This window comes from Parachitinimonas caeni (assembly GCF_030129945.1).
Classification (GTDB): Bacteria; Pseudomonadota; Gammaproteobacteria; order Burkholderiales; family Chitinimonadaceae; genus Parachitinimonas; species Parachitinimonas caeni.
The window spans coordinates 1-14429 of record NZ_JARRAF010000055.1 but is presented as its reverse complement, the minus strand read 5'-3'; the positions used below and the strand labels follow the sequence as shown (position 1 = coordinate 14429).

9 protein-coding genes are annotated in these 14429 nt (G+C 59.4%); 4 read left to right on the top strand and 5 right to left on the bottom strand.

Going from position 1 to position 14429, the window contains the following annotated elements:
- Positions 1-260 precede the first annotated feature (260 nt).
- Positions 261-716 carry a DUF4262 domain-containing protein gene (locus PZA18_RS22595; protein ID WP_284103163.1) on the top strand — a complete coding sequence of 152 codons (456 nt, stop codon included), beginning with the start codon at positions 261-263 and terminating at the stop codon, positions 714-716.
- Between the two features lie 161 nt (positions 717-877).
- Here the strand turns inward: PZA18_RS22595 and PZA18_RS22590 are convergent, their stop codons facing one another.
- From PZA18_RS22590 to aroA, 5 genes are all read right to left on the bottom strand, one after another.
- Complete coding sequence (locus tag PZA18_RS22590) at positions 878-1627, bottom strand: hypothetical protein (protein WP_284103162.1); 750 nt, start codon at positions 1625-1627, stop codon at positions 878-880.
- 51 nt (positions 1628-1678) lie between these two features.
- On the bottom strand, positions 1679-2488 hold the full coding sequence (locus PZA18_RS22585) for a formate/nitrite transporter family protein (protein ID WP_284103161.1): 810 nt from the start codon (positions 2486-2488) through the stop codon (positions 1679-1681).
- Positions 2488-5157, bottom strand: coding sequence for a formate dehydrogenase subunit alpha (gene fdhF, locus PZA18_RS22580; protein WP_284103160.1), 2670 nt, complete (start codon positions 5155-5157; stop codon positions 2488-2490). Before fdhF ends, PZA18_RS22585 begins: the two co-directional genes overlap by 1 nt.
- Before the next feature lie 27 nt (positions 5158-5184).
- Positions 5185-6642 carry a complex I 51 kDa subunit family protein gene (locus tag PZA18_RS22575; RefSeq protein WP_284103159.1) on the bottom strand — a complete coding sequence of 486 codons (1458 nt, stop codon included), beginning with the start codon at positions 6640-6642 and terminating at the stop codon, positions 5185-5187.
- A gap of 158 nt (positions 6643-6800) precedes the next feature.
- Positions 6801-8090, bottom strand: a complete 1290-nt coding sequence (gene aroA, locus PZA18_RS22570; protein WP_284103158.1) for a 3-phosphoshikimate 1-carboxyvinyltransferase — start codon at positions 8088-8090, stop codon at positions 6801-6803.
- Positions 8091-8717: 627 nt separating this feature from the next.
- On the opposite strand from aroA, the gene PZA18_RS22565 reads away from it, so the two are divergent.
- From PZA18_RS22565 to PZA18_RS22555, 3 genes are all read left to right on the top strand, one after another.
- Positions 8718-10523: an ABC transporter ATP-binding protein gene (locus PZA18_RS22565; RefSeq protein ID WP_284103157.1), complete on the top strand. Its 1806-nt coding sequence runs from the start codon at positions 8718-8720 to the stop codon at positions 10521-10523.
- Between the two features lie 131 nt (positions 10524-10654).
- Complete coding sequence (locus tag PZA18_RS22560) at positions 10655-11437, top strand: tetratricopeptide repeat protein (RefSeq protein ID WP_284103156.1); 783 nt, start codon at positions 10655-10657, stop codon at positions 11435-11437.
- A 171-nt stretch (positions 11438-11608) separates the two neighbouring features.
- Positions 11609-13882, top strand: a complete 2274-nt coding sequence (locus PZA18_RS22555; RefSeq protein ID WP_284103155.1) for an arginine/lysine/ornithine decarboxylase — start codon at positions 11609-11611, stop codon at positions 13880-13882.
- Positions 13883-14429 lie beyond the last annotated feature (547 nt).

Here is a 14429-nt window from a genome sequence, read left to right as displayed (position 1 = left end):
CATGGCGTCGTTAGGGTTCGCTTATTTAGCTCGCTAAACTGCGCTCACCCTGCCTCGCCCTGCCCCAAAACTCGGCCCGGCGCGACCGGAAACAAAACGTCAACAGAGCCTAGGATCTGCGATTCAAGACCACCAATGCTATGCTGCGCACCTTTTAGCGGCTGCATGGTCCATTATTAAAATACGCGGCTGACAGCTCCCCATGTGCCGCCGCCAGCCCAACCGATACCTAACAGAAAACCTAACAAGAAGAAGCCACCATGTCTGTTCAAGACAATATTCAGAAGCATATCGAAACGATGGGACACTCGATTATCGGCGTCGATGCCGAAGAAGACGAACCGCCGTTTGCTTACACCATCGGTCTCACCGAAACCTACGACCATCCGGAAATTCTGGTGTTCTGCCTGGATGCGGATAGCGCCAAGATCATCCTCAACAACGTCATCAGCGAAATCGAGGATGGCGAAGTGCTATCGGACGGCATGTATCTCTCACGCATGGCCAATCTACCCATCGCCTTCAAGGCCATTCCTTTCGACGCCGCCAAAGAATTCGCCTGCCAGGCCGTCTATCGCTACGAAGATTCGCCCTTTACCCCGCAATTCCTGCAACTGGTATTACCCGACCAGGAAGGCAAGTTTCCGTGGGATAGAGACTATTCAGAAGAAATGCGCGAAATGCAGCCGGAGTTGTGGAGTGTGACGAGGCATTGAATTTATTAACCAATCCCCATTAATGGTTTGCCTTGTTTTCTATGCTGAAAAAGGCCGAAACCAGCCTGAATTAAAACACCCATCAGAAATAGTTCAGGCTGGGCGGCCTAAACTCAAGGCCGCCAGAAATACAGCCATCGTAATTTCAAATACGTCTGAAGTTAGTGCACACTAATTTCGACCAGAGGGTTTGCTGGTGACTCAGTAGGGTAAAGGTATTCAAAAACACCATCACCGTCTGTCGAAACCTGCACAGCAGGGTATTTACGCCCAACAATAGAATATATTCCACGTATTTCACCGCGCATCTCGCCTTTTATAGTAATCACCTCATTATCTTGAACGGCAACAAGATAAACCTGATTCCTGCCATATTCATCATTTTCTATATGCCAAGGTATCAGATATGCGACAACACCTTTCATAGGTGCCGCCTTGCCCATATTCTTCTCAATGGCAGCAATCGTACCCTGATACAGCGTCTTGTTTTTAGATAAGATTTTAATCAGTCTGTTTCTTTGCTCCTCCGTGAGTGGTCTCTGGCTCAACCGTTGCGCAGAATCTTTATTCACCGAAAACAGAGATGGATAAATAGATTCATCCAATTTAAGATTTATTTTAAGTACAACTCGATAATGCCATTCATTCACCCCGTCGTGTTTGGTCATTGACTTGCAGGTATAACCCAAACCCGAGTCAACAGCCCAGACTTTTCCACCTTTCGCACAAATCTTCTTCAAGCGGACAATTAAAGATTCCGGGCTACTCACACTGACATATGCTGTCAATTCGACGCCAGTATCAGCCAGGAAGTAATCGATGCGGCTTGATGACACTGGCTCGGCACCTGCCAACGCAGGAGAAGGGGCAAGCACAAAAACGTAAGCCAGCCATATCCAATAACGGTTCATATGATTTTTCATGATCTCGCGCAAAATTTCTGTAGGTCAGACCGAAATGAATCACCGCCGATAAATCACAAAATACACCCCCGCCACCAGCACACTGCCGCCAATCAGGTTGCCGGCGATCACCGGGGCGAGGTTGGTGACAAGGTGGGGGAGTGTGAGGTCGGTGAGATGGGGGATGGCCGGGTTGGCGGTGGACTTGAGCAGTAGGCCGAGCGGAATCAGATACATATTGGCGATGCTGTGTTCAAACCCCGCCGCAACGAAGGCCGAGATGGGCGGCACGATGGCGATGAATTTATCGATGACGCTGCGGCCGGCCAACGCCATCCATACCGCCATGCAGACCAGAATATTGCAGAGCACGCCTTTCCAGAACAATTCGGCAGCTGGCGCGGCACATTTGGCGGCGGCGATTTTGACGACGGTTTCCGCCACCTTGCCGCCGTGCATATCGGTGTGCCCCGATAGCCAGACCAGCAGCGCCAACCCGGCCGCTCCAACAAAGTTGGCCGTGCTCACCACCACCCAGTTGCGCAGTAGCTCATAGCTGCTGATCTTGCCGTCGGCCCAGGCCATCGCCAGCAGGTTGTTGCCGGTAAAGAGTTCGGCCCCTGCCACCACGACCAGCAGCAGGCCCAGCGAGAACACCAGCCCGCCCAGTAACCGGCTCGCCGCAAAGCCCAGGCTGGCATCGGACTGGACGATGACAAAGTACAAGGCGCCCAGGCCAATGAATGCCCCGGCCAATATTCCCAGCATCCACATTTTCAATAGCGGCAGTCGCGCCTTGGCGACGCCGACCTTTTCGACTTTTTCGGCGATCTCGGCAGGGGAAAAGGCGTCGAAACCGTATATTTCCATTAGTTGCCTCCGCCAAACACGGGCTCGACCGTTACCGCCGTGCGCTTGTATTCCGGGCTGTTGACGCGGTTGTCACGATAGCTGGAGGTCAGGCGGTTGACCCACAGGTCGGGCCGATGAAACGTGGCGAATAGCTCACCGGGCTTGATGGTTGGGCTGATGCGTAGCGGCAAGACGGCTTCGCCGTAGCGGCTGCGGATTCTGACCGGCTCACCGTCATTGAGCAGCAGGCGACGGGCGTCTTGCGGCGACATATCGAGTGTATCGGAAGGGCGCAGGCGGGCATTCGGCGTGCGATAGCTAAGCGTGCCGGCGTTGAAGTGGTAGAGCGTGCGGCCGGTTACCAGCACAAAGGGGTAATCCTGGCTGGGTTGCTCGGGGCTGGGGGTGAATGGCAGGCAGGCCAGCGTGGCACGCGGGCCGCTGGCGAAGCGGTCGATGTGCAGTACCGGGGTGCCGGGGTGGGCTTCGTCTGGGCAAGGCCAGTTCAGGCTTTCGTGTTCAAGCCGGGCGTAGCTAAGCCCCGCTCCCGCTGGCCAGAGTTGCCGCACTTCGTTCCAGATGGCTTCGGGGCCGTCGAAGTCGAAGCCAGTCTGGTGACCCATGCGCTGCGCCAGTGTCTGGATGATCCACCAATCCGGCTGGGCATTGCCGGGCGGCTTGATGGCCTGCCGCACCCGTTGCACCCGCCGGTCGGAGTTCATAAAGGTGCCATCACGCTCGAACACGCTGGCAGCAGGCAGGAAGACGGTGCCAAAGGCTTTGGCGGTTTCGGTCAGAAACAGATCCTGCACAATCACCAGCTCCAGCGCGGCCAGCGCCTGCGCGGTTTCCGCCACATGGGCCAGCGTCGGATAGATGTCGTAACCCACTGCCCACAGCGCCTTGAAGCGGCCCGCACGCGCGGCATCGAGCATGGACAGCAGGTCCAGCCCGTGGCTGGCCGGCAAGGACGCTCCCCATAGGGATTTGAAGTGGGCGCCAGCCTCGACGAAGGATTGCGCGCCGGTCAACGTAGCAGGGTCGCAGCCCATCTGGGCCGAGCCTTGAACGTTGTTCTGACCACGTAGCGGGTTGATGCCCGCCCCACGTTTGCCCAGATTCCCCGTAAGCAAGGCCAGATTGATTTGCGCCATCACGCCTTCCGTCCCCTGCACATGCTCGGTCAAGCCCAGCCCGTGAAAGCACATGGCCGGTTTGGCGCCGGCGTACAGGCGGGCAGCGGAGCGGATCAGCCCCGCCGGCACGCCACACGAGGCCGCCACGGCTTCGGGGGCGTAGTCGCGAACGAACTGGCTGAACTCGGCAAGACCATCAACCCGGTTGGCGATGAAGTCGGCATCCAGCAAGCCTTCTTCGACCACGGTTGCCGCCATGGCGTTGTAAAGCTCGACGTTATGGCCGGGCCGCACGGCGAGGTGTAGATCAGCCATTGCGGCCAGCTCGGTGCGGCGGGGGTCGATGACGATCAGCTTCGCACCACGGCGCACGGCCTGCTTGATGCGGGCGCCGACGACCGGGTGGTTCTCGGTGGGATTGCAGCCGCTCAGCATCAGCAGCTGCGTGTGTTCGATGTCATCAAACGCATTGGTGGCGGCACCGGTGCCCAGCATCAGCTTGAGCGCCTTGGCGCTGGGGGTGTGGCAGACGCGGGCGCAGCAGTCGATATTATTGGTGCCCAGCACCACGCGGGCGAATTTCTGCGCCAGATAGTTCTCTTCGTTGGTGGCGCGGGCCGAGCCGAGCACGCCAATCGCGTCGGCACCGTATTGCTGGCGGATGGCGGCCAGCCGGCTGGCGATAAAGTCGAAAGCCTCATCCCAGCTCACTGGCTGCCAAGTGCCGTCGCGTCGCAGCATCGGTTCGCTGATGCGGTCATCGGCGGTGCCAAATTCATAGGCGTAACGCCCTTTTACGCACAGATGGCCGCGATTGACCGGGCTGGCCGCCGGCTTGATCTGCACCACCTGCCCGTTCGCCGTCCCGACTTCCATCTGGCAACCGACCCCACAATAAACACAGGTACTGCGCGTCCAGTTTTCCACCGCTGTTTGGCTGCGCTTATCGAATAAGGCACCGGTCGGGCAGGTATCAACACAGGCGCCACAGGCCACGCAACCGGCTTCCAGCAGGGTACTGCCGTGGTTGGGAGCAATATGCGTCTGTTCGCCCCGCTGCCAGCTTGCCCAGACGAACTGCCCCTGCACCTCGTCGCAGATGCGTACACAGCGTTCGCACTGAATGCAGCGATCCAGACTGGTGCCGATATACGGATGGCTCTCATCATGAAACCCTACCGCACGGCGCACGGCCGGGCTGTCTGTGGGACAGCCGGCCAGCAGTTGGTGGAAAGGGTGCTGGGGCTCAGCGGTCAGGGCGTCGGCCGGGTAGCGTGCGGCCAGCAAAGACAGATTGGTGGCGCGGAGAGTCTGCAGCAACGGCGTCTGGGTCTGCACGACCATGCCATCGCAGACCACGGTATTGCAGCTGGCCACCGGCCGCCGATCGCCCGCTACCTCTACCAGACAGAGCCGGCAGCCGCCATGCGGCTTGAGCCGGTCGTCGTGGCACAGATGCGGCACCGCATGGCCTGCAGCCTCCAGCGCTTTCAGTAACAAAGTGCCTTCGGCAACGCTGAAATCGACACCATCCACGACAATCTTTGCCATATCGGGTACTCCTGCCCACCGGCCATATCAATCCAGCCAGTGCGGGTAATGCCGTTCGATAGCCAACGCAAACTCAGCCAGACCGCGACCAAAGCCGCAAAGGCTGGTGTACTGCAAGGCCGCGATCAACGCTTGCCAACGCTGTCGGTTGATCTGCCCGCCCTCCACCACCTCGCGGGCAAGCCGGGCTAATTCTGGGCTGCCAAGGTGGCAAGGCGTACATTTTCCGCACGACTCGCCCGCCCCGAAGCGGAACACCTCGGCGACGATTTCTGCCACGCGGGTGTCGTCACTGAAAGCAATGATGCCGCCATGCCCCACCGAGCAACCGATGGACTCAAGCGCCGTATGTTCAAACGGGGTATCGAGCAGATCTGGCGGCACCAGCCCCGCCAGGGGCCCGCCCACCATCACCCCCAGCAGATTCCCCCGCCGCAGGCCGCCACCGAGAGTATCGACCACCGTGCGTAGCGGCATGCCGAATTCGATTTCATACAGGCCAGGATGACGGAACAGCGAATTGAGCGATAACAGCTTGGTGCCCCGGCTATCGGCATCGCCCATGGCGGCATAGGCGGCGGGGCCGTGGGTGATGATCCAGGGCACTGCGCAAAGGGTCTCGACATTGTTGACCAAGGTAGGCCGGCCATAGAGACCGAACTCGGTGATTTGCGGCGGGCGGGGCCGCACTTCGGGCCTGCGCTGTTCGATCGAATTGAGGAGCGCCGTCTCCTCGCCGCAGACATAGCTGCCCTGACCCTCGACCAATGACAGCTCGAACCGCCGTCCCGAGCCCAGCACACTTGGCCCCAGCCAACCGGCGCTACGCGCTTCGGCCAGAGCCCGGCTAACGATAGCCCGGGCGTCGGGGTATTCCTTGCGTAAATAGAGGTAGCCCTGGCTGGCACCCACCGCCAGACCGGCAATGATCATGCCTTCAATCAGCCGGAACGGATCGTCTTCGAGCAAGAAACGATCGCTGAAGCTGCCCGCGTCCCCTTCATCGGCATTCGCCACCACATATCGGTGTGCGGAATCCGCCGCCGCAACCGCCCGCCATTTGCGCCCGGTCGGAAAACCCGCCCCGCCTCGCCCTCGCAGGCCCGATGCCTCAATCTGGGCAATCAGGGCTGCCGGTACGCTGGTCAGCGCAATCTGCAATGCCTGCCCGCCACCCAGTTCCGTATAGCGCTGCAAGCTGCGCGCCCCGCCCCGCAGCAGATGGCTCAACAACACGGGTTGCCGGGCACGACACTCGATATGCAGGGGCTGATCATCGCCACTGGCGGCTGGCGCGCTATAGCATTGCCCCAGGCAAACCAGCGGCGGTGTGTTGCCATGCGCCTGCAGCCAGCGTTGCGGCGCATCGTTACGGGCGGCAAAGCAGGCCAAGCCCGCACACGCCCGGCCGTGCAAGGAAACCTGTCGCAGATGGTAAGCACTTTCCGCAGCCGGGTTACTCAGGCCGCGCACCGAATCTTTCATGGCAGGCTCCGCATACTGATTGCCTGCCTTTGTTATAGGCCGATCTGTCTGACCACGAACTGCGCCAGATCAAGCGCGGGCCAGAATCAGCCGCCGCCGTTCTGCCGGGATGGGCTGGATTTTCCCCGCGCCTGCCTAGCAGGAGATCAGACCCCGCTTCAGACCGTTACCGACTTCAACACCTCAAAATATTCCGGGAAAGTCTTGGCCACGCAACGCGGTTCGTTGATGCGCACCGGCACGCCGCCAAACGCCACCAGCGAGAAGCACATGGCCATGCGGTGGTCGTCGTAGGTATCAATCGCCGCATTCGGCGTCAGTGCTGCCGGGGGAGTGATGCGGATATAGTCGGCCCCCTCCTCCACCGTTGCGCCTACCTTGCGCAGCTCGGTTGCCATGGCGGTCAGGCGGTCGGTTTCTTTTACGCGCCAGCTCGCCACATTGCGGATCGTGGTCGTGCCATCGGCAAACAGCGCCGCCACCGCAATCGTCATCGCGGCATCGGGAATATGATTGAGATCGGCGTCGATCGCCGTCAGGCGACCAGAGGCCGGCGCGCGCGCCTCGATCCAGTCCTCACCCATTTCGATTTGTGCCCCCATCTGTGCCAGCGCCTCGGCAAACTTCACATCGCCCTGAATACTGTCGCGGCCTACACCGGTCACCCGCACCGGGCCACCCAAGGCTCCCGCTGCCAGAAAGTAGCTGGCCGAGCTGGCATCGCCTTCCACCAGAATGCTGCCGGGGCTGCGATAATGCTGGCCGCCCGCCACCACAAACTCTCGCCAGTCGTGACGTTCCACTACCACACCAAAGCGGCGCATCAGCTGCAGGGTAATCTCGATATATGGCTTGGAAATCAACTCGCCCACCACTTCAACTGTGGTTGTCTCGCCAGTCAGCGGCAACGCCATCAGCAGCGCTGTCAAAAACTGGCTGGAGACATCGCCACGCACCGACACCCGGCCACCGGCACGAATCTGCGCCAAGCCGATATTGAGCGGCGGAAAGCCGTGGTTGACCTCGTAGTCGATCACCGCACCCAGCTGACGCAAGGCATCGACCAGATCGCCAATCGGCCGCTCGTGCATACGTGGCACCCCGCTCAGCCGGTAATGCCCCTGCGACAACGCCAAGGCCGCCGTCAACGGCCGGAATGCGGTACCGGCGTTGCCCAGAAACAGATCCGCCTGTTTGACCGGAAATGCCCCGGCGACGCCATTCACCCGAAAATCACGGCTCTCGCCATGGCGCTGCCAGTTCACCCCCAGCGTACGCAGCGCCGAAAGCATATGGCTCACATCATCGGCATCGAGCAGCCCGCGCACCTCGGTGCTGCCTTCGGCCAGCGCAGCCAGCAATAGGGTTCGGTTGGAAATGCTCTTGGAGCCAGGAAGCGCAACCACGCCCTCGGCGCGGCGAATCGGAGACAGATCGAGATGGTCCATAAGAAGTACACCGGAATGATTGAAAAGACGTCGGAACCGACAGATTGAGGGAAATCATAACTCAGGAGGGGCGAACGAAGCCTGGTACAGCGGCTTCGCCAAACCGCCACGGGTGAGCGGGGAACTCACCACTCTGCGCCACTATTTGCGCAGCAGCCTCGGCTCAAAGGCCGGGTCGAAACACCGTTTACCGTCTTTTGCAAACGACCAATTGCTCACCACTTTCGGCTCCTCAGGAAATGGGCCATCAAACTCAAAGCGCAACAGATTCTTCGTCAGGCGGCGATATATTCGATGTGAGGCAATCTTGTCCTCCTTTTCCGACACGGCTGTCGTAAAGCCACACTTGGCTACTTTTTTTCGAGATCGACTCATTGCTTACAACTTCATAAATACTGGGTTAATCGCCTGCAATATCGGGCGGATTTGGCCGCTCCAAACGCTGATGACCCACTTTTGGAGCGAAATCCGCGCCCTGCAAGCCATCACAAAAAGACCGACTCCGGCATTGGAGGCCCCATGCCAGGTTCCTTCTGCAAACTATTTTATTGATTTTGCCATCTCCGCAATGGTTATTACTCTCGTTTACACTCCGCTGTCTACCGACTCATACCCACCAAAACAACCATGCACCCCCTAAAAAAACTCTTCGGCTATGCCCGGCATCATCGACGTGATGTCTGGCTGGCGACTTTGTATTCGGTCATCAACAAGTTTTTCGACATCCTGCCCGAGGTGCTGATTGGGGTGGCGGTCGATATTGTGGTCAGTGGCGAGAAGTCGTTTCTGGCGCGCAAGGTACTGGGGGGCTTCGGCATTACCGATACCTGGCATCAGCTCCTGTTGCTGGGTGGCTTGAATATTGTGATCTGGGGTGGCGAGTCGTTGTTTGAGTATCTGTATTCGCTGAAGTGGCGCGGGCTGGCGCAGAACCTGCAGCACGAGTTGCGGCTGGATGCCTATCAGCATGTGCAGAAGCTGGAGATGGCGTATTTCGAGAATCAGCGCACCGGCAATCTGATGTCGATCCTGAATGAGGATGTGAACCAGATGGAGCGCTTTTTGAATGGTGGCGCCAATCAGATCATCCAGGTGTTTTGTTCGTCGGTGATGGTGAGTGCGGTGTTTTTTGCGCTGCAGCCCAAGCTGGCACTGGTATCGCTGCTGCCGGTGCCGCTGATTCTGTTTGGTACCTTCTGGTTTCAGAAGCGGCTGGCGCCGCGCTATTCCGAGGTGCGCGAAGCAGCGGGCGATGTATCGGCCCGACTCAATAACAATCTGCTGGGGCTGGCGACGATCAAGGCGTTTGCCACCGAGGATTTTGAAGCCGAGCAGATCCGCAAGTCGAGCGAGGGGTATCGCAACGCCAATGCGCGGGCGATTCGTGTGAGTTCGGCAATCACGCCGGTAATCCGCATGGCGATTCTGTCGGGCTTTACGGCCACGCTGGTGTATGGCGGCTACCTGACCCTGCACGACCAGCTGGCGGTCGGCGCCTATTCGGTGCTGGTTTATCTGACCCAGCGTCTGCTGTGGCCGCTGACGGGGCTGGCCGATGTGGCGGATATGTATCAGCGCTCGATGGCGGCGATTGACCGGGTGATGGGGATTGTGACGACGCCGATCGCCATTCCTTACGAGGGCAAGCATTTTCCGAGCAGCGGGGTGAAAGGCGATGTCCGGTTTGAGGCAGTGTCGTTTGCCTATGGCGAGCGCACGACGTTGCACGATATCGACTTGACCTTGCCGGCTGGCAAGACGGTGGCGTTTGTCGGCAGTACCGGTTCGGGCAAGAGCACGCTGATCAAGCTGTTGCTGCGGTTTTACGAGCCGAAGTCGGGCCGGGTGCTGCTCGATGGTCAGCCTATCGACAGCTTGAATCTGCAAGACCTGCGCCGTGCGATTGGTTATGTGAGCCAGGATACCTTTCTGTCTGACGCCAATGTGGCCGACAACATCGCTTATGGCGACCCGAACATCAGCCGCGCAGAGGTGGAAGCTGCCGCCAAGGCAGCCGAGGCGCACGAATTTATCGCCAAGCTGCCGCAAGGCTACGACACGCGCATTGGCGAACGCGGCCAGAAGCTATCGGGTGGGCAGCGGCAAAGGCTGGCGCTGGCACGGGCGATTCTCAAGAACCCACCCGTGCTGGTGCTCGACGAGGCGACCAGTGCCGTGGATAACGAAACCGAGGCCGCCATCCAGAAGTCGCTGGAGACGGTGAGCCGGGGCCGCACCACGCTGGTGATCGCGCATCGGCTATCTACGGTGCGGCATGCCGACTGTATTTATGTGATGGAAGAGGGCCGGGTCGTCGAAGCGGGCACGCATGAGCAGCTACTGGCAGCCGACCGGGGTTATGCCGCGCTGTGGCGTCTGCAGACGGGTGAGCGTGCGCAGGGCACGCCAACCGCCGAGGGGTTGCCTGCCTGACAGACAGCACCTAGCCAGCGCTTGGTCAACGCCGGTTCGTGTTATGGTCTGCACCGTATCGGGCTACAGCGCCTATGATTCAAGCAAGCCCGTCCGCACGGGCATCAAACAACCTTCAGGAGAGCAAATCGATGAGCAAGCCAGACTGGAACGCCTTCCCGCATGATGCCACTGCCTTTCAGTATGCCGGGGATGCCCTCAAGGCCCAGTGGGGCCGCCTGCATCAGGGGGATCAGGAGCCCTGGCCGGAAGACGCACAGGTGCAGGAAGCCTGGCGTCGCTATCACGCCGGTGATTTCGCTGGCGCGGTCGAGGCAGGCTTGGCGGCCGGTACCGCTGGTTTCAATGCGGCGAACAAGGCCACGTCGATCTATGCCACTTATCTGATTGATGATGAAGACGAGAAGAAGGAACTCTTCCTGCAAGTATCCAAGCGGGCGGAACAGCTGATTGCGGCAAACCCGGACAATATCAACGCCCACTACCAGTTTGCCTATGCCATGGGCCGCTATAGCCAGGCCATATCTGTAGCAACCGCCTTGGCGCAGGGCATTGCCGGCAAGGTCAAGACCGCGCTGGAAAAAACCCTGGCGCTGGCACCCGAGCATGCTGAGGCCCATATCGCCATGGGGGCCTATCACGCCGAGATCATCGACAAGGTGGGTGGCATGGTGGGTGGGCTGACCTACGGGGTATCGAAGGACAAATCGGTCGCGCATTACGAAAAGGCACTCGAACTGGCGCCATTCTCAGCCATTGCCCGCATCGAATACGCCAATGGTCTGCTGATGTTGTTTGGCAACAAGAAGGTCAAGGAAGCAACCAAGCTCTACAACGAGGCCGCTGAAGTCGAACCGGCCGACGCCATGGAAAAGCTCGATGTGGAGTTCGCCCGGAGCGAGCTGGAGGACTGATTGGCCTTTTCGAGCTTTAGACCGATCAAAGCCGCCGTTCTGGCGGCTTTTTGCTGCATAGCCGCAACAGCTGTATAACCGTGGTGCCACCGCACTGGCGCGGGCCGGCAGAAGCTGGCAATGTTGCGCGTTTTTTTCGGCGGGATGCCGCCTTCAGTCAGGGAGTAGCGCATGAAATTCCGTTTCCCCATCGTCATCATCGACGAAGACTACCGGGCCGATAATTCAAGCGGCCTGGGTATCCGCGCACTGGCCCAGGCCATCGAAGCCGAGGGGCTGGAAGTGGTGGGCGTAACGAGCTACGGCGACCTGACCGGCTTTGCCCAGCAGCAAAGCCGTGCCTCCGCTTTCATTCTGTCTATCGACGACGAAGAGTTCATCGGCAACGCGCCGGGCGAAGAGACGCCAGCCATTACCCAGCTGCGAGCCTTCGTCGAGGAAATCCGTTTCAAGAACGCCGACATTCCGATCTTTTTGTACGGCGAGACCCGCACCAGCCGCCATATTCCTAACGATGTGCTGCGCGAGCTGCACGGCTTTATCCATATGTTCGAGGACACCCCGGAATTCGTCGCCCGCAGTATCGTGCGCGAAGCCAAGCATTACCTCGACACACTGGCCCCGCCCTTCTTCCGCGCTCTGCTGCACTACGCGCAGGATGGCTCTTATAGCTGGCACTGCCCCGGCCACTCCGGCGGCGTGGCCTTCCTCAAGTCGCCAGTTGGCCAGATGTTTCACCAGTTCTTTGGTGAAAACATGCTGCGGGCGGATGTCTGCAATGCCGTCGATGAGCTGGGCCAGTTGCTCGACCACACCGGCCCGGTGGCTGCCAGTGAGCGCAACGCCGCCCGCATCTTTGGCTGCGACCATCTGTTCTTCGTGACCAACGGCACCAGCACCAGCAACAAGATGGTGTGGCATGCCACTGTGGCACCTGGCGATATCGTGGTGGTAGACCGCAACTGCCATAAGTCGATCCTGCATTCGATCATGATGTGCGGCGCGATTCCGGTGTTCCTGATGCCAACCCGCAACCATTACGGCATCATCGGCCCGATTCCGCTTGATGAATTCAAGCCGGAAACCATCCAGAAAAAGATCGAGGCCAATCCGTTTGCCCGCGAAGCCCTGGCCAAGCGTCCTGGCAACAAGCCGCGCATCCTGACCATCACGCAATCGACTTACGATGGCGTGCTCTACAACGTCGAGATGATCAAGGAACTGCTGGGCGACACCATCGACACCCTGCACTTTGACGAAGCCTGGTTGCCGCATGCTGCCTTCCACGACTTCTACAAGAATATGCACGCCATCGGCCGCGACCGGCCACGCTCGAAAGACGCGATGGTGTTTGCCACCCAGAGTACCCACAAGCTGCTGGCGGGCCTGTCGCAGGCATCGCAGATTCTGGTGCAGGACTCCGAATCGCGTCAGCTCGATCGCCACCGCTTCAATGAAGCCTATCTGATGCACACCTCGACTTCGCCGCAGTACGCCATCATCGCCAGCTGCGACGTGGCCGCTGCCATGATGGAAGCACCGGGTGGTACCGCACTGGTTGAAGAATCCATCGCCGAAGCACTCGATTTCCGTCGCGCCATGCGCAAGGTGGACGAAGAGTACGGTGACAGCTGGTGGTTCAAGGTCTGGGGGCCAGAGTACCTGGCCGACGAAGGCATGGGCGACCGCGAAGACTGGATGCTGCGTGCCAACGAGCGCTGGCACGGCTTTGGCAATCTGGCCGAGGGCTTCAACCTGCTCGACCCGATCAAGGCCACCGTCATCACCCCCGGCCTGGATGTGGACGGCGACTTTGCTGAAAGCGGCATCCCGGCGGCCATCGTCACCAAATATCTGGCCGAACACGGCATCATCGTCGAAAAGACCGGGCTCTACTCGTTCTTCATCATGTTCACCATCGGCATCACCAAGGGTCGCTGGAACACGCTGGTAACCGAGCTTCAGCAGTTCAAGGACGACTACGATAGCAATCAGCCCCTGTGGCGTGTGTTGCCAGAGTTCGTGGCCAAGCATCCCCGTTACGAGCGCGTCGGTCTGCGTGACCTGTGCCAGCAGATCCATGAGGTCTACCGCGACAACGACGTGGCGCGCCTGACCACCGAGATGTATCTGTCAGACATGGTGCCGGCCCTCAAGCCTTCCAAGGCGTTCTCGATGATGGCGCACCGCGAAATCGAACGTGTGCCACTTGATGAGCTGGAAGGCCGTGTCACAGCCATCCTGTTGACCCCCTACCCGCCCGGCATTCCTTTGCTGATTCCTGGCGAGGTATTCAACAAGACCATTGTCGATTACCTGCGTTTCGCCCGCGCCTTCAACGAACGCTTCCCCGGCTTCGAGACCGATATTCACGGCTTGGTGAAGGATGAAACCAGCGGTAACTATTATGTGGATTGCGTGATGCAGTCCGCACATGCCGGCTGAATGCGCTTGGCGCGGCGTTCCGCACCACGCCGGGCCGGAAAATAAACGGCCACAGGCTTGGGTGCCCGTCGCATCTACAGGTCGCCAATTTGGCGGCCTGCTTTTTTGTGCGCTGTCAAGCTGGTATTTTCTCTAACTATTTGTAATCATTCGGGTTTGATTATGGCCACCATCCTGTCGCATGCTCTCGTCCCACTCGCCATCGGCCTGGGTTTGGGGCGGAAAACCATCCCATCCAGGCTGTTGTGGCTGGGAGTTTATGCCTCGATGCTGCCCGATCTGGATGTCCTAGGCTCTGTTGACGTTTTGTTTCCGGTCGCGCCGGGCCGAGTTTTGGGGCAGGGCGAGGCAGGGTGAGCGTGGTTTAGCGAGCTAAATAAGCGAACCCTAACGACGCCATACCCCAAAAATCGGCCCGGCCCTTCGGGTTTCGCCGGATTTGGGCCTGCTGCTGCGTTAAAAATAGCGTGCTTAGCTCACTAAGCGGCGCGCTTTTCGCCTTGCACGCGGGTCAAGCCGTACAAAACGCGATCCGGAAAAACCGGGG